This window comes from Streptomyces sp. NPDC056503, assembly GCF_042794995.1.
Classification (GTDB): Bacteria; Actinomycetota; Actinomycetes; order Streptomycetales; family Streptomycetaceae; genus Streptomyces.
In genome coordinates this window covers 29,661-44,306 of record NZ_JBHTST010000059.1, presented here as the reverse complement: position 1 = coordinate 44,306, position 14,646 = coordinate 29,661, and the positions used below count along the sequence as shown (strand labels likewise).

Below are 14,646 nucleotides of genomic sequence, written 5' to 3'. Positions count from 1 at the left end.
GTCCCGCCCCGCCCCCTCCTTCTCCTCCGTCTCCTCCGTACGCATCCGATCAAGGAGTACGCATCACCATGGCCCGATTCGACGTCAACGCCGCCCGCGCCCAGCGCCAGGAGGGCCGCAGCCGCTCCTGGACCTTCGAGCTGGACGGCGACACCTTCACCCTCCCGACGGAGCTCTCCCGCGCGACCGCGAAGGGCCTGCGCAAGCTGGACGACAACGACGTGGACGGTCTGCTCGCGCTCCTCATGGGCGCGGAGCAGTTCGCCCGCTTCGAGGAGCACGAGGTCACCATGCAGGACATCGCCGCGATCCTGGAGGCCTACGGCCAGGAGACCGGGCTCGGCCTGGGGGAAGACTGAGCCTCGTCGAGTTCGTCGACGAACACGCCGAGGCCCTTGAGGCGGACCTGATCCGCTACTACGGGACGGACATCCTCGACTGGCACCGGGGCGAGCTGTCCAGCAGGCGGCTGCTGGTGCTGGTCAAGCACCTGCCGCGGGACAGCGCGCTCCAGCGCCACCTCCACGGCGAGGCGGCCGAGTGGTCGGTCACCGACCACCTGCTGGCGGCGACGGTGGACCACCTGGCCGTCGCCAACTGGATGTTCACCTGCGTCAACAGCGGGGAGGACAGCGACCCGCCCGAGTTCCCGAAGCCGGTCCCCCGCCCGGGGGCCAAGGACGACGAGGACGAAGGCGCGGACGAGGGCGCGGGCGCGGACGGGCCGGCGGAGGCGGAGACCACCGCCCGGACCGGAGAGGCGCAGGCGCCCCCGGCCCTCTCCCCGGGCCAGCTGGCCCGCTTCTTCGGCTGACCCTTCCCGCCGGCCCCGCCGGCGCCCCGTCGACGTCACCGGCGACCCGGCGGCGTCACCCTCCCGGAGTCCGTTCCCGTCAGGGGGCGGACTCCGGAGGTGCTTCCTGGGCGCGCTCGGCGGCCAGCTCCTCCTCCAGCGCCTTGGCGCGCTCGGAGAGCCGGCGGGGCTTGCGGGGTTCGGCGTCCCGGCGTTCGCCGGGGCCGGCGCCCTGCTGGACGGGGACGTGGGAGAGCGGCGGGACGATGGGGCGGCCGCCCTTGCCCCGCACGACCTTCCGTACGGGCTGCGCGCTGCGCCGGGCGCGGCGCTCCTGGGCCGTGACCAGGGCGTCGGGCGCCGACGCGTCGGGCGCCGGCTCCTTGCCGTGCTCGGGCTCGGGCTCGGACTCGGGCTCGCCCCCGTGCCCGTACCCGGGTCCGTCCTCGCCCCCGGTCCCGTCCTCGCTCCCGTCCGCGTGCCCCGGACCGGTCTCGGGACCGTCCTCGGGGCCGGTCTCCGGCGCGGAGCCCTGTGCGAACAGCTCGCGCTCCCGGCGCACCCGTTCCTCCGCCTCGACGACGGCGGCGGGCGGTTCGAGGAGCCGGGCGAAGGGCAGGGCGATGACCCGGGCGCCGTCCTGCGGCCCGGTGTCCGTGCGGCGCTGCGGCCGCCTGATGCCCCGGCCGTCGCTCTGGCCCTGGGCGTAGGCGTCGGCGACGCGGCGCTCGTAATCCCGCCGGATGCGCGGGAGTTCGTCGGAGACCGCCTCGGCCCAGCCGGAGGTGAAGGCGGTGGTCTCCCGGCGGTCGATCTCGGACCGGGGGATCACGACGAGCTCCTCGGGAGCGTGTCCGAGGACGTGGACGAGCTCGGAGAGCCGCGCGAAGAGGTGAGGCAGGTCCGGGTGGGAGGCGAGCCAGTCGACCACCCGTTCGCGCCGGTCGGCATCCGGCTCCGTGTCCATGTGTCAGTGCTGCCTTCCAGCCCCCTGGGGTCCCCGCGCGCCCCTCGCGCCCCGTGCCACCCCGGAGCGGTCAGGTCCGGGAGAGCGCCCTCCAGGTTACCCGGTCGAACTTTTTCTTCGATCACGGCCAACTCGTTCGAGAACCTGACGAGAAGACACGCCGTCAGCTCCCTCTCGCTCGACAAACCTCGAACAGATGTTCCACACTCTGTTCGCACAGTAGTTCGAAAACGTGGTGCCCCCGCTCTCCCCACGCACGCGGCGCCGCCACACACGCACGGGCAAGCAAAGGAAGGCAGGCGTCCATGACTCAGCCGGGCGAGGCATCGCGACCGCACATCCCTCTCCAGGACCGCCTTCGCCAGCTCCTCGACGGACCCGCCGCCCTCGACAAGAGAGCCCTGCTCGGCACCCTGTACGCCGAGGTGTCCCGCCGCGAGACCCTCGCGTACGCCGCCGGCTGGAACGACGCCCTCGCGACGACGCGGCGCGGCCCCCACCGGGACACCGACGCCTAGCCGCAGCGCACGCCCCTGCGAACGAGCCCCTGCCGGGACACGGCAGGGGCTTTTCGGCGCTTGGCCCCCACGGGCCGGAAGCGGAGCAATCCATGACAAAGAGCGACGACCTCTCCAAGGAGCTCGCAGAGTTCAAGGACTCCCTGCTCAAGAAGACCGAGGAACTCAAGTACCAGGTCCCCAACCCGAACAAGGGCGAGGCCGAGAAGACACCCTTCGTCGAGACGACGGTGAAGGAGGTGGGCTCCGAGCTCAAGCGGCACCTCATCAACGACGCCCCGATGATCACCACGGAGAACTTCATCCGGAGCTTCTTCGCCGAGGCCCTCAAACAGATCAAGGAGATCCACACCGAGGCCACCAAGAACCCGTGGACCGAGTTCATGGAGGCCACGCCCCTCGGCGCCTTCGCCCCCGCGCTCGAGAAGTTTTTCGAGAGCAGGGAGGACAAGGAGGTCCAGTGGTGGCAGTGGCTGCTCGCGGCCATCGTGGGCGGCGTCCTGCTCGCCCTGCTCCCCGCCATCAAGAGCTCCGTCGTCAACCTCGCGCGGGATCTCCAGACCTACGAACGCGGCGGCGACAACTCCAAGGAAGCGCGCGCCCTGCGCACCATCCGGAGCAAGAACGCCGATGGCGGCTGGAGCCGCCAGCTGCGCGGCGACGTCGAGGCGCGCGAGAAGCGGCAATGGGAAGGCGCCAGCAGCATCGCCGACATCCCGGCGACGGCCAACTTCGACGGCCTGCGCGGACAGCTCGCCAACCTGAACCCCCATCTGGAGAAGTTCAACAGCCACGCGCCGGACTTCAAGGCCAACCTGCGCGGCATGCCGAGCCTGAGCAAGGCCACGAAGATCGCCGATGCGGTCAAGAAGCTCGACGAGGTCGTCGATACGACACGGACGCCGCTCATCGCCAAGGCCCTGGGCAAGATCAACGAAGCGGTGACCTACTCCGACCCCAAGAAGACCACGGAGCTCGCCAAGGCCGTCGGCAAGCTCAAGCTCGCCATGAAGGACTTCAAGGCGGACGAGGTCCCCACGGCCGCGGCCCTGGGGCCCGCCGCCCAGAAGGCGGAGGAACTCGCCCGGCACACCACGACCCTGACGGGGAACATGCGCGGGTTCGCGGACGCGGTCCGTGAGCTCAACTCCCAGATGAACCCCGCCTGATCCGACTCACCCCGAAAGGAGGTAACCCATGTCTCTCGTAAGAAACCTCAAGAACGCGTCCACCGCCCTCGGCAGCCTCAAGACCCAGGCGGCGAACGCCGGCACCTCGGTCAAGAAGGTCGGCGACGCCGGGCGGTCCGCGTCCGGTCAGCTCAGGACGCTGCGTACGAACGCCCAGGGCGCCGGCACCCAGCTGAAGAACCTCAGGACCGCGTCCGACCAGGCCGAGCGGGCCATGAAGAAGGCCGGCGACACCGCCCAGTCGGCCGGCGGCAAGCTCGGCAAGTACGAGTCGGGCGCCGGCAAGGCCGCCAAGGGCCAGGACAAGCTCAACAAGTCCATGAAGGGCAACTTCCTGGTCCGCCTGCTCGAACTCTTCATGCCGCTCATCGAGGCCATCGTCGACATGGCGCTGCGCTCGAAGACGATGCAGACGGTCCTGAAGAAGGCCTTCGGTGCCGTCAAGAGCGTCATCAGCTCCGTCATGAAGGCCGTCGGGCCGATCATGAAGAAGGCCGGCGAGCTCATCAAGACGGTCTGGAACGGCATCAAGAAGGCCATCTCCAGCGTCGTCAAGGCCGTCGCCACCGTCATCAAGACCTACGTGAAGATCTGGAAGACGGTCATCACCACGGTCATGAAGGCGATCAAGAGCGTCATCAGCACCGTCTGGAACGGCATCAAGCGCGTCATCACCCCGGTGGTGAACTGGATCAAGAGCGCGATCCCGAAGGCGTTCAGCGCCGTCAAGGAGAAGATGTCGTCCATCTGGAACGGCCTCAAGGGCATCGCGTCCCGCGCCTTCGACGGCATCAAGAGCGGCGTCAAGGGCCCGATCAACGCCGTCATCGGCCTGATCAACTCCATGATCCGCGCCATCAACCGGGTCAAGGTCTCCGTCCCCGGCTGGGTCCCCGTCGTCGGCGGCAAGACCTTCGGCGTCAACATCCCGACCATCCCGATGCTCGCCACCGGCGGTGTCGTGATGCCCCGCAGCGGCGGCGTCCCCGCCATCCTCGCCGAGGCCGGCGAGGCCGAGGCCGTCCTGCCGCTCTCCAAGCTCGACCGGCTCCTCGCCCTCACCGCCCGCCGCGCCCGCCAGGCCCAGGGCCAGAGCGCCGCGGCCGGCGCCGGACTGCACATCGAGCACTACCACGCGGCCCGCGGCAGCGACCCGCACGCCACCGCCGACGCCCTCATGTACCTGGTGAAGGCGCGTGGAGCCCGCGCATGAGTGCCGCGCTCGCCATGCCCCGCGTCGCCATGCCCTCCTTCCGGGCGGTCGTCGGCCCGATGGGCGGCCTCCGGCAGGGTGTCGTCGGGGCGACCGGAGCGGTGCGGAACCTCCGGCAGGGCGTCCAGCGGGCGTCCGCCGGAGCCGGCGCCCTCGTCGCCGCCGCCCGTGACGCCGGCACCGCCACCCGCACCCTCGGCCAGAACTCCGCCGGCACCGGCACCGCCCTCGACAAGCTCCGCCGCTCACCCGCCGCCACCCGCCTCAAGCGGGTCGCCACCACCGCCGGCAAGGCCCGCCGGGCCGCCGGCCGGATCGGGACCGGGGCCGGGGCGGTCCTCGGACTCCTCCTGCCGCTGCTGCCCGTCGCCGATGTCGTCACCGGCCTGATGGGCACCTTCGGCACCGTCATGACCCTCGCCTCGGTCGCCATGACAGGCGTCAACGTCGCCATGCGGGCCAACCCGCTCGGCTTCCTCGTCGGCCTGCTCGTGCCCATCGCCGCGTACCTCGTCGAACTCGCCGTCAACTCCGAGACCGGACAGCGGATCATCCGCCAGGTCCTCCAGCAGGCGCTCAAGGGCGTCCAGGGCGTCTGGAACTTCATCAGCCCCTTCATGAAGGCGCTCGGCAAGGCGATCGGGACCTACGCCACGGCGTACCTGACCGTCTTCACGACCGCGCTGAAGATCGTCGGCTCGGCCATCGGCGGGATCTCCCGGATCGGCTCCGCCGTCCGCTCCGCCAGCAACGCCCTCGGCGGCATCGCCTCCCGCACCCTCGGCGGCGTCAAGAGCGCCGTCCAGCCCGTCGTCCGCTGGATCACCGACAAGATCCCCGGCTTCTTCCGCACCGCCAAGGACGCCGTCTCCAAGGCCCTGAACGGCATCGGCGAACTGGTCAGGGGCGGCCTCAGCGCCGTCCTCGGCGTCGTCAAGGGGCCGATCAACGGCCTCATCGCCTTCGCCAACTGGATCATCGACGGCCTCAACAAGCTGAGCTTCAAGATCCCGCTCACCGGCAAGAAGTTCGGCGTCTCCCTCGACAAGATCCCGATGCTCGCCGAGGGCGGCATCGTCGCGCCCCCCGAGGCCGGCGAGTACCGCATCGACGCGCTGAACGAGCTGGAGCACCGGCGCGTCCCGGCGCTCACCGAGCCGCCCCCGCGCCCGCACCGCGTCCGGGAGTTCCGCGAGGAGCCCGGCGCCGGCCCCCGGGGGGTGGCCGAGGACCTGTTCTTCCTCCTCACCGCCCACGCCGGCACCGCCGCCGGGCAGCCGGTCCTGACCTGACGCCCCCGCCCACCCCCGAAGTGAGGTGACGGCCCCATGGCCGAGACCACGAACCCGTACGCCGGAAACTCCCACACCGCCGACCTCGCGCCCGGCTCGCTCATCACCCAGGACGGGCAGATGCAGTGGGCCGGGCTCCTCATCGGCCCCGGCACCCCCTTCGCCGTCGACAAGTCCGGGCTCAGCGGCTGGGAGGACCTCCCCGAGTACGACTCCTCCGACGCCGACCGCCCGACCTCCCACGGCGCCTGGCCCGGCTCCCGCTACGCCAAGCCCCGCAAGACCGGCGGCACGATCGTCCTCATGCCCGAACGCGGCGGCGCCGCCACGGCCGTCCGGGCGCTCCGCCAGGCGCTGGCCCTGCTCGACGAGGAGCGCTGGCTCGCCGTCCGGCTGCACGGCGAGACCCTCGCCGTGCGGGCCCGGATCGCCCAGCGGGTGATCCCCGCCGACCAGGGCTTCGCCACGCAGGGCAGCACCCGCATGTCCGTCCAGTGGCTCGCCGCCGACCCCCGCCGGTACGCGGTCAACGAGCAGCAGTCCACGACCACCCCGCCGCAGCCGGAGGCCGGTCTCACCTGGCCGCTGGCCTGGCCGCTCTCCTGGGGCGAGGCCAAGTCCACCGGCGACGCCGTCGTCGAGAACACCGGATCCGCCCCCACCCACCCGGTGATCGTCTTCCGCGGCCCGTGCTCGATGCCGAGCGCCACGGAGCGGGTCAGCCGGCGCCGCCTGCGGTACGCGATCGACCTCGCGGCCGGCGACGAGCTCACCGTCGACACCCGCGCCGGCACGGTGCTGCTCAACAACTCCGCCTCCCGGCTGCACACGGCGATGGCCGACTCCACCCCGGAGGAGCTCTTCGTCCTGGACCCCGGCCGCACCGACCTGGCCTTCCGCCCCGAAGAGGGCACCGAGCAGGCCCTCATGACCGTCCGCTGGCGCAGCGCCGAGTGGTGACCGCCAGGTGAACCCGCGCGCCGCGCGGTGAGGGCCGCGCGCCCGGGCCGCCCGGCGCCGGACCCCTCGCACCGCCCCCGCGCCGCGCGGTGACCGCCGTGCGGACCCCGGTGCCGTGCGGTGGCCGTCGTACGCCCCCGCCCACCGCGCGGCGCGCCCTACGCCCCCGGCACCGGGCGGCCGCCGCGCACCGCCGCGTGCCACCGCGCACCGTCGCGGCCTCCGTGTGCCGCCGCGTGCCACCGCGCACCACCGCGGCCACCGCACACCGCCGCGGCCTCCGCGCATCGCCGCGGCCTTCGCGCACCGCCATGCGCCGCCCGTCCGGCGGCCTGCCGCATCCCCTCCCCTACCCCGAGGTGACCCCATGACCGTACGAGCCGCCTGGCTCCAGTCCACCGGACAGACCCGCGAGGACACCCGACTCACCCTCGCCGCCCTCCTCACCCCCAGCGGCCAGAGCGCCGAGGAGACCCCGCTCCGCTCCCGGGCCGGCATCGTGCCCGGCGGGTTCACGCTGACCGGCAGCGCGCCCATGCAGGCCACCGTCGGCACCGGCCGCGCGATCGTCCAGGGCAAGGACACCGCCCAGGGCGCGTACCTCGTCGCCGTCACCGCGCCGGAGACGCTGACCCTGGAGGACGGCAACGCGCAGTACGACCGGATCGACCTGATCGAACTGGCCGTCGTCGACGACGCCTACGACCGGACCGGCGTCACCGACGCCGTCGTCCGCCTGGTCAAGGGCGAGCCGGCCGCCGCCCCGGTCGCCCCCGCGAGCGGCCCGGGCAGCGTGCTCCCGCTCTACACGGTCAAGGTGCCGAAGGGCACCTCGGCCGGCACCGGCGGCATCGCCTGGGGCACCACCGCCGTCACCACCCAGCACTGGCCGGTCGTCGCGCTCGGCGGGATCATGCCCACCAGCGGCTACAAGGGCGCCTACGTCGGCCAGTACCGGGACGCCGCGGGCCTCCTCCAGCGGTGGGACGGCACCACCTGGGTCTCGTACCCGAAGCCGATCGGCGGCATCGCGCCGAGCACCACCGCCGCGGGCACCTACACCGGGCAGTTCCGGGACACCGGCAGCGGGCTCCAGCGCTGGGACGGCACCGCCTGGCAGTACACCGAGGGCGCCACGAAGGTGCTGTTCGGCGCGACCCAGTGGACGACCACCCAGCAGCAGACGATCGTCGCGAACACCTGGACCCCGCTCAGCCTGCCCACCGTCGAGGTCGACGACGCCGGCGCCTGGGACGGCCTCACCTACACCGTGCCGCGCACCGGCTGGTGGCGGCTCAACGGCCACGCCACCTTCGCCAACGACGGCCAGACCGGCATGCGCGGCTGCCGGATCACCGTCAACGGCATCAACCAGCCCCGGATGACCTGGCTCATCCCCGCGGGCAACGGCGCCGTCAGCGTCGGCGGCAGCGGCCTCACCCGGCTGACCGCGGGCAACGCGATCCAGCTCTCCGGCTTCCACAGCCACACCGCCTCCCTCCGCACCCTGGGCGGCTCCGGATACGGCTGCACCCTCGCAGCCGAGTGGATCCGGCCCTGACGCCCACCGCCCCGACCCGCAACAGGAGAACCCCATGAACCTGCGCAGCAGCTGGACCGCCGAGATCGGCCAGACCCGCGAGGACACCCGCCTCACCCAGACCGGCGTCACCACCCTCGCCAACCCGGTCCAGGTCCGCTCCGGCGTCCTCCCCGGCTCCTACGACGGCCAGTACCGGCTCGCCGCCTTCTGGACCTTCGGCTCCGCCCCGATGACCGCGACCGTCTCCGAGGGCCGGGCCGTCATCCAGGGCGAGATCTCCCAGGGCGCCTACCCGGTGACCCTGCCGAACTCCGAGACCCTCACCTTCGCGCCCGGCAACGCCCAGTACGGCCGCATCGACCTGATCGTCCTGCGGATCTACGACGGCCTGTACGACGACAACCAGCGGTACGAGGCGAAGCTGGAGATCCTCCAGGGCGCCCCCGAGGCCACCCCGCAGGTCCCGAACGTCCCGGAGCGCTGCCTCCCGCTGTACGAGGTGCTCGTCCCGGCCGGCGCCGGCGCCGGCAACGGCGGCATCCCGTGGGACACCTCCCTCAAGGACCTGCGCACCCCCGTCGTCGGCCTCGGCGGCATCCTCCCGGTCGAGGGCCAGGTCCTGCCGGGCGCCTACCCGGGCCAGTACCAGGACGCCGGCGGCGCGCTCCAGCGCTGGGACGGCGGGGCCTGGGTGCCGTACTCCTCGGCGACCGGCGGCATCGTCCCGGCCTCCGCGGGCGGCACGACCGCCAGCTACACCGGCCAGTACCGGGACTCCTCCGACGGGGTGCTCCAGCGGTGGAACGGCACGGCCTGGCGGCCCGCCTTCCCCGGCCCGTACTTCACCGGCTCCGTCGACGACGGGTACACCACCTCGACGACCTTCACGCCGACGCTCGTGGACTCGACCGCGGCGGTCTCCGTCACCTTCACCGGGCCGCCCTCCGGCGCGATCCTGATCAACTACGGCGCGCGGATGTGGTGCTCGTCGGCCACCCACGCCGTCAGCATGGGCCTGCGGCTCACCAACGTCGACGGCGGACCCGGCATCACGGAGTCCGACACCTTCACCGTCGTCCACACCGGGACCGCGCCCTCGTCGGCGGCCTCCTTCACCCGCTTCTTCGGCCTGACGCCGGGCGCCACCTACAAGCTCGCCGCCATGTACAAGGTCGCCGCCAACACCACGCAGGTGAAGGGCTACTTCAACACCAGCTTCATCGCGGTCCACCCCCAGAACTGACCGGCCCCGCACCCGAGAGGAGCACCTCCATGCCCATCCGACCCGGCTGGCTGACGCCCACCGGCCAGACCCGCCAGACGACCCGCATGACGGCCCTCGGGGCCGGCACCCCGGCCGGCCCCTTCACCTCCCGGTCCGGCATCGTGCCGGGCTCGGCCGACGGCACCTACCGGGTCAGCGGCCTGTCCCTGACGAGCAGCGGCCCCATGACCGCCACCGTCCACGCGGGCCGGGCCCTCGTCCAGGGCCGTCCCGAACAGGGCGTGTACCCCGTCGCCCTCGACGGCGACACCGTCCTCGCCTTCGGCGACGGCGACCCGCTCAACCCGCGGATCGACCTCGTCGTGCTGCGCGTGTACGACGACGAGGCCGACGGCCTCACCCGGTACGAGGCCGTCCTGGAGGTGCTCGTCGGCCAGGCCAAGGCCGATCCGGCCCCCCAGCCCGTCCCGGCCGCCTCGCTGCCGCTGTTCACCGTCCGGGTGAAGGCCGGCACCTCGGCCGGCACCGGCGGCATCGACTGGACCAAGGACCTGACCGACCTGCGCACCACGATCGCCTCGGTCGGCGGCATCCTGCCCGTCTACAACAACGCCGGGGTGCCCGGCGCCTACCCGGGCCAGTACCAGGACAACGACGTCGCCCACCACCTCCAGCGGTGGAGCGGCACCGGCTGGGTCGCCTACCCCAAGGAGATCGGCGGCGTCGCCCCCCAGGGGGCGCTCTCCGTCGGCGGCTACACCGGCCAGTACCGCGAGCACAACGGCGTCCTCCAGCGGTGGAACGGCACCAGCTGGGCCGCCTACCAGCCGCCGGTGGAGTCCGAGACCCTCACCACCGGGGCGGTCGCGCTCCCCAACTGGGCCGTCACCTCCTCCGAGGCCCGCCGCACCCGCGGCGGCGTGTGCACCATGGCGGTCGTCCTCAACCGCACCGGCCCCCAGATCGACGCCAACAACGCCGGCAACATCAACGACGAACCCCTGTGCACCCTGCCCGCCGGCTGGCGCCCCGCCATCGGCATGGACGTGACGGCCTCCGACGGCTACGCCGACGGCTCCGCCTGGATCTCCACCAGCGGACAGGTCACCCTGCGCACCTGGGTCTCCAACGGCGCCCTCGTCAACGGCCGCAACCTCCGCGTCAGCGCCACCTACATCCTCCCGTGAGGTCAGCATGAGTCTCGACACGCCCTACCGGGCCATCTTCTGCGACCTGGTGACCGACCAGACCCTCGACATCCTGCCGCTGCGGGACGTCTCCTTCGAGGACTACATCGGACGGGCCGGCTCGCTCTCCGGCACCGTGCCCGTCCCCGACCGGACCATCGCCGAGCGCGCCCACCAGATCAAGCCCGGCCGGACCGCCGTCTACCTGGAGCGCGGCGGCTTCCTGTGGTGGGGCGGCATCGTCTGGACGACCAACCTCCAGGGCAGCGACCGGGGCGTGGTGACCCTCGGCATCCAGGCCGCCACCTTCGACTCGTACGCCGCCCGGCGCCGCATCCGCACCGACGCGCTCAAGTTCACCCAGGTCGAGCAGTTCGAGATCGTCCGCCGGATCTGGGAGGAGCTCGGCGGCGGCCTCGGCGTCAGCGCGATCGAACCCGGCGACGACGTGCCCTCGGTGCCGGTGGCGCGCACCGCGTCCTGGCGGCTCGGCGACGAGACCGTCTACCAGGAGGCGCTCGACCAGCTCGGCGCCTACGCGGACGGGGTCGAGTACCAGATCCTCGTCTACCGCGACCCCGGCGACGGGCGGCGCGTGCGCCGGCTCCGGCTCGGCTCGCCCCGGATCCGCACCGGCGCCACCGACATGGTCTTCGACCGCCCCGGCACGATCCTCAGCTACTCCCTCCCTGACGACGCCACCCGCGGCGGCACCACCTCGCTCGCCCGCGGCGCCTCCACCAACGCCAACGCCGCCGCCGAGTCCCGGCCGACCCTGTCGGCCGAGATCCCCGCGGAGGGCCTGCCCGACCGCTGGCCGCAGCTGGACCTGTCGACGGACTACAACGACATCAGCGACAAGGCCACGCTCGACGCGCTCGCCACGGCCGTCCTGAAGGAGGCCCAGGGCTCGGTGCTGATCCCCGAGATCAGCATCCGGCTCTCCGAGGTCGTCCCCTCGGCGCTCCTCGGCCGCACGGCCCGCATCCGGATCACCGACGAATGGCATCCGACGGGCCTCGACGCCCGCTACCGGATCGTCGGGGTGAAGGTCAGGCCGGCCGAGCGGGGCCGCCCCGACACCGCCGAACTCGCCCTGGAGGAAGCCTGATGGCACTGCTGCCCGAGGACATCATCGACCGGCTGATCCAGATGGAGCGCCGGATCAACGCCCTGTCCACAGCGGTGAACACCCGCCCGCCGCTGACCGAGATCACCAACGGCTCGCTCGCCCTGAAGCGCCAGGCCAAGCCGGAGGACCCGGTCGCCCTCGTCGCCCAGCTCGCCACCAGCGGCCCGGGCGGCACCAAGCCCGTGCTGCGGGTCAACGACGCCTACGGCCACGAGGTCCTCTCCGACGACATCCTCACCGGCGGCCTCGCCCGGCCCTGGCTGCCGATGCTGCCGCCGCAGGACATGGCCTCGGCGAACTGGCCGGCCACCTCCGCCACCGCCTGGACGACCATCGCCCAGTCGCAGAACCCGATCTGGCAGCCGAAGATGCGGCTGCGGATGTACACCCGGGTCTCCACCGGGGCCGCCGGGCAGATCCGGGTGATGGTGGGCGGCGTCCAGTTCGGCTCCACCATCGCCGCCGGCGGCGTCTTCGACCACACCGCCGCCGTCACCACCGACATGCAGGCCGACTTCGGCAAGGACCTCAACGTGGAGATCCACGCCCTCGTCACCAGCGCCTCCGGCACGGTCTACGCCAAGCCGGTGCTCATGCACGGCCGCCAGACCTGACCCGCCCCCTCACTCCCTCCCCCTCCCCCGTCACAGAGATCCGAGAGGAGCACCCCGTGATCCCCGACCCGACCCAGCCCTGGGGCGTCGCGATCGACTACGCGGGCCGCGGCACCGTGGCCGAGAACGGCCACACGGTCACCCTGCGCCTGTACGACAACACCCTCGGCGGCCCGCTGGAGCTCGACCCGATGACCGGCGAGTACCCGGCGGTGTACGTCACCGCCCAGGTCGACGAGAACGGTGCGGGCGGCGCCCAGCTGCGCGGCTACGGCCTCGCCATGGTCCAGCCCTCGAACGGCCGGCCCGCCGTGCCCGACCCCGCCGCGGTCGTCCGCGCGGTCGCCGCCGCCCTCGCCGACTTCGAGACCCGCCGGGCCGCCTTCGCCACGCTCTGCGCCACCTGGGCCCCGGCCCCCGAAGCGGAGCCCGAGCCCGAGCCGGAGCCCGCACCGGCGCCCTAGTCGTACCGGAGCCGCGGGACACCCCGCCCCACCCGCCCCGCGCCGTGCGACGGCCGGGGTTTTCGCATGTCTGGAGGACCTCAGATGGCCACCCCCTTGTCCGCGGACCGGCTGCTCGCCGCGCTCCGCGCCGAAGGCGTCACCGTCGTCGAACACCCCGGCTGGCGCGGCCACCACCGCAACCGCGCCGGCGCCTGGGGCCCCGTCGCCGGCGTCATGATCCACCACACCGTCTCCACCGGCACCGCCTCCTCCGTGGAGATGTGCTTCGACGGGTACGCGAGCCTCCCCGGGCCGCTCTGCCACGGCGTCATCGCCAAGGACGGCACCGTCCACCTCGTCTCCGACGGCCGCGCCAACCACGCCGGCGGCGGCGACCCGTCCGTCCTGCGGGCCGTCGTCACCGAGGCGTACGGGGACCGGCCGCCGACCCCGCGCGAACACCAGGGCAGCGCCGGCGCCGTCGACGGCAACTCCCGCTTCTACGGCTTCGAGTGCGTCAACCTCGGAAACGGCCGCGACCCCTGGCCCGCCGCCCAGCTCGACGCCGTCGAACGGGTCTCGGCCGCCCTCTGCCGCGCCCACGGCTGGGGCGCCAAGTCCGTCATCGGCCACCTGGAGTGGTCCGACTGGAAGAGCGACCCCAAGGGCTTCGCCATGCCCGTCATGCGCGAGCGGGTGCAGAAGCGGCTCGGCGCCGCCCCGGCCCCGAAGCCCACCGCCCCCGCCAGGCCGGCCACCCCCCGCTACCACCCCTTCCCCGGCGCCGCCTTCTTCCGGAACGCCCCCAGCTCCCCCGTGATCACCGCGATGGGCCGCCGGCTGATGGCCGAGGGCTGCGGCCGCTACCAGGTCGGACCCGGCCCCCGCTGGTCCGAGGCCGACCGCACCTCGTACGAGGCCTGGCAGCGCAAGCTCGGCTTCCGCGGCACCGACGCCGACGGCTGGCCCGGCGCCGCCTCGTGGAACGCGCTGAAGGTCCCGTACACCACGTAAGGAGACAGACCCATGTCCGAAGCCGCGAAGCGCACGGCCCGCACCGTGCTGCAGACCGCCGTCGCCCTCGCCCTGGTCCTGCCGGCGCTCGTCGACGCCTCCGGCATCCCCGCCACCCTGCCCTGGGTCGCCGGCGCGCTCGCCGTCGCCGGCGCCCTCACCCGGGCCATGGCGGTCCCCGCCGTCCAGCTCCTGCTGCCCTCGTGGCTGCGGACGGACCCGGGCGGCGCCGATGACCGAGGCTGACCCGAACGACCCGGTGGCGGTGGCGCTCGAACTGGAACGGCTCCGCGGCACCCTCGAAGCCGGCTTCGCCCGCGTCGACGGCTCGCTCGCCCTGCTCGTCCAGCGCAGCGACCAGACCGACAAACAGCTCGCCGACCACGAGGCCAGGCTCGACGACCTGGAGCGGGCCCGCTGGCCGCTCGCCTCCATCGCCGCGCTCACCGCGGGCGCCGGCGTGCTCGTCGCCCTCTGGGAGCTGGCCGGCCGCTAGGTTCCCTCCTTCCGGAACGCACGCCGAAGGGCGGCCACCCCTCGCGGGGTGACCGC

General features: G+C 73.0%; 17 protein-coding genes. 16 read left to right on the top strand and 1 reads right to left on the bottom strand.

Features of this window, described 5'->3' with window-relative positions; genetic code table 11:
* Positions 1-68: 68 nt before the first annotated feature.
* Entirely contained in the window at positions 69-359 is a 291-nt protein-coding gene (locus tag ACFQ8C_RS19400) for a hypothetical protein (RefSeq protein WP_200426032.1), read from the top strand.
* Between the two features lie 113 nt (positions 360-472).
* Positions 473-814, top strand: coding sequence for a hypothetical protein (locus ACFQ8C_RS19395; RefSeq protein ID WP_383458845.1), 342 nt, complete (start codon positions 473-475; stop codon positions 812-814).
* A 79-nt stretch (positions 815-893) separates the two neighbouring features.
* Here ACFQ8C_RS19395 and ACFQ8C_RS19390 read toward each other — a convergent pair whose 3' ends face one another.
* Positions 894-1,760: a hypothetical protein gene (locus ACFQ8C_RS19390; protein ID WP_383458842.1), complete on the bottom strand. Its 867-nt coding sequence runs from the start codon at positions 1,758-1,760 to the stop codon at positions 894-896.
* Between the two features lie 305 nt (positions 1,761-2,065).
* Between ACFQ8C_RS19390 and ACFQ8C_RS19385 the strand changes: the two genes are divergently transcribed.
* From ACFQ8C_RS19385 to ACFQ8C_RS19320, 14 genes are all read left to right on the top strand, one after another.
* A complete protein-coding gene (locus tag ACFQ8C_RS19385) occupies positions 2,066-2,278 on the top strand; it encodes a hypothetical protein (RefSeq protein ID WP_383458840.1) in 213 nt (70 codons plus the stop codon).
* Between the two features lie 92 nt (positions 2,279-2,370).
* Positions 2,371-3,447: a hypothetical protein gene (locus ACFQ8C_RS19380; protein ID WP_383458839.1), complete on the top strand. Its 1,077-nt coding sequence runs from the start codon at positions 2,371-2,373 to the stop codon at positions 3,445-3,447.
* 28 nt (positions 3,448-3,475) lie between these two features.
* The gene (locus ACFQ8C_RS19375) at positions 3,476-4,681 is read left to right on the top strand and encodes a phage tail protein (RefSeq protein ID WP_383458836.1); all 1,206 of its coding nucleotides are present in this window, start codon (positions 3,476-3,478) and stop codon (positions 4,679-4,681) included.
* A complete protein-coding gene (locus ACFQ8C_RS19370; protein WP_383458834.1) occupies positions 4,678-5,973 on the top strand; it encodes a tape-measure protein in 1,296 nt (431 codons plus the stop codon). Before ACFQ8C_RS19375 ends, ACFQ8C_RS19370 begins: the two co-directional genes overlap by 4 nt.
* 36 nt (positions 5,974-6,009) lie before the next feature.
* Entirely contained in the window at positions 6,010-6,933 is a 924-nt protein-coding gene (locus tag ACFQ8C_RS19365; protein WP_383458831.1) for a phage distal tail protein, read from the top strand.
* Positions 6,934-7,300: 367 nt separating this feature from the next.
* Entirely contained in the window at positions 7,301-8,494 is a 1,194-nt protein-coding gene (locus ACFQ8C_RS19360; RefSeq protein WP_383458828.1) for a hypothetical protein, read from the top strand.
* A gap of 34 nt (positions 8,495-8,528) precedes the next feature.
* Positions 8,529-9,719, top strand: coding sequence for a hypothetical protein (locus tag ACFQ8C_RS19355; RefSeq protein ID WP_383458826.1), 1,191 nt, complete (start codon positions 8,529-8,531; stop codon positions 9,717-9,719).
* Positions 9,720-9,748: 29 nt separating this feature from the next.
* Positions 9,749-10,888, top strand: a complete 1,140-nt coding sequence (locus ACFQ8C_RS19350) for a hypothetical protein (protein WP_383458823.1) — start codon at positions 9,749-9,751, stop codon at positions 10,886-10,888.
* Positions 10,889-10,895: 7 nt separating this feature from the next.
* Complete coding sequence (locus ACFQ8C_RS19345) at positions 10,896-11,999, top strand: hypothetical protein (protein WP_383458820.1); 1,104 nt, start codon at positions 10,896-10,898, stop codon at positions 11,997-11,999.
* Positions 11,999-12,634 carry a hypothetical protein gene (locus ACFQ8C_RS19340; protein ID WP_383458817.1) on the top strand — a complete coding sequence of 212 codons (636 nt, stop codon included), beginning with the start codon at positions 11,999-12,001 and terminating at the stop codon, positions 12,632-12,634. The genes ACFQ8C_RS19345 and ACFQ8C_RS19340 overlap by 1 nt, the downstream gene beginning before the upstream one ends.
* A gap of 56 nt (positions 12,635-12,690) precedes the next feature.
* Complete coding sequence (locus ACFQ8C_RS19335) at positions 12,691-13,098, top strand: ATP-binding protein (RefSeq protein ID WP_383458815.1); 408 nt, start codon at positions 12,691-12,693, stop codon at positions 13,096-13,098.
* 84 nt (positions 13,099-13,182) lie between these two features.
* Positions 13,183-14,094: a peptidoglycan-binding protein gene (locus tag ACFQ8C_RS19330; RefSeq protein WP_383458812.1), complete on the top strand. Its 912-nt coding sequence runs from the start codon at positions 13,183-13,185 to the stop codon at positions 14,092-14,094.
* A 12-nt stretch (positions 14,095-14,106) separates the two neighbouring features.
* Positions 14,107-14,340, top strand: a complete 234-nt coding sequence (locus ACFQ8C_RS19325) for a hypothetical protein (RefSeq protein ID WP_150230726.1) — start codon at positions 14,107-14,109, stop codon at positions 14,338-14,340.
* On the top strand, positions 14,327-14,590 hold the full coding sequence (locus ACFQ8C_RS19320; RefSeq protein WP_360601179.1) for a hypothetical protein: 264 nt from the start codon (positions 14,327-14,329) through the stop codon (positions 14,588-14,590). The genes ACFQ8C_RS19325 and ACFQ8C_RS19320 overlap by 14 nt, the downstream gene beginning before the upstream one ends.
* The last annotated feature ends 56 nt before the right edge of the window (positions 14,591-14,646 follow it).

Excerpts from the sequence above, each read along its gene's own strand:
- ACFQ8C_RS19345 (WP_383458820.1), top strand. The coding sequence starts at position 10,896 with ATGAGTCTCGACACGCCCTACCGGGCCATCTTCTGCGACCTGGTGACC.
- ACFQ8C_RS19360 (WP_383458828.1), top strand. The coding sequence starts at position 7,301 with ATGACCGTACGAGCCGCCTGGCTCCAGTCCACCGGACAGACCCGCGAG.
- ACFQ8C_RS19370 (WP_383458834.1), top strand. The coding sequence starts at position 4,678 with ATGAGTGCCGCGCTCGCCATGCCCCGCGTCGCCATGCCCTCCTTCCGG.
- ACFQ8C_RS19330 (WP_383458812.1), top strand. The coding sequence starts at position 13,183 with ATGGCCACCCCCTTGTCCGCGGACCGGCTGCTCGCCGCGCTCCGCGCC.
- ACFQ8C_RS19375 (WP_383458836.1), top strand. The coding sequence starts at position 3,476 with ATGTCTCTCGTAAGAAACCTCAAGAACGCGTCCACCGCCCTCGGCAGC.
- ACFQ8C_RS19325 (WP_150230726.1), top strand. The coding sequence starts at position 14,107 with ATGTCCGAAGCCGCGAAGCGCACGGCCCGCACCGTGCTGCAGACCGCC.
- ACFQ8C_RS19400 (WP_200426032.1), top strand. The coding sequence starts at position 69 with ATGGCCCGATTCGACGTCAACGCCGCCCGCGCCCAGCGCCAGGAGGGC.
- ACFQ8C_RS19320 (WP_360601179.1), top strand. The coding sequence starts at position 14,327 with ATGACCGAGGCTGACCCGAACGACCCGGTGGCGGTGGCGCTCGAACTG.
- ACFQ8C_RS19350 (WP_383458823.1), top strand. The coding sequence starts at position 9,749 with ATGCCCATCCGACCCGGCTGGCTGACGCCCACCGGCCAGACCCGCCAG.
- ACFQ8C_RS19365 (WP_383458831.1), top strand. The coding sequence starts at position 6,010 with ATGGCCGAGACCACGAACCCGTACGCCGGAAACTCCCACACCGCCGAC.
- ACFQ8C_RS19355 (WP_383458826.1), top strand. The coding sequence starts at position 8,529 with ATGAACCTGCGCAGCAGCTGGACCGCCGAGATCGGCCAGACCCGCGAG.
- ACFQ8C_RS19390 (WP_383458842.1), bottom strand. The coding sequence starts at position 1,760 with ATGGACACGGAGCCGGATGCCGACCGGCGCGAACGGGTGGTCGACTGG.
- ACFQ8C_RS19340 (WP_383458817.1), top strand. The coding sequence starts at position 11,999 with ATGGCACTGCTGCCCGAGGACATCATCGACCGGCTGATCCAGATGGAG.
- ACFQ8C_RS19380 (WP_383458839.1), top strand. The coding sequence starts at position 2,371 with ATGACAAAGAGCGACGACCTCTCCAAGGAGCTCGCAGAGTTCAAGGAC.
- ACFQ8C_RS19385 (WP_383458840.1), top strand. The coding sequence starts at position 2,066 with ATGACTCAGCCGGGCGAGGCATCGCGACCGCACATCCCTCTCCAGGAC.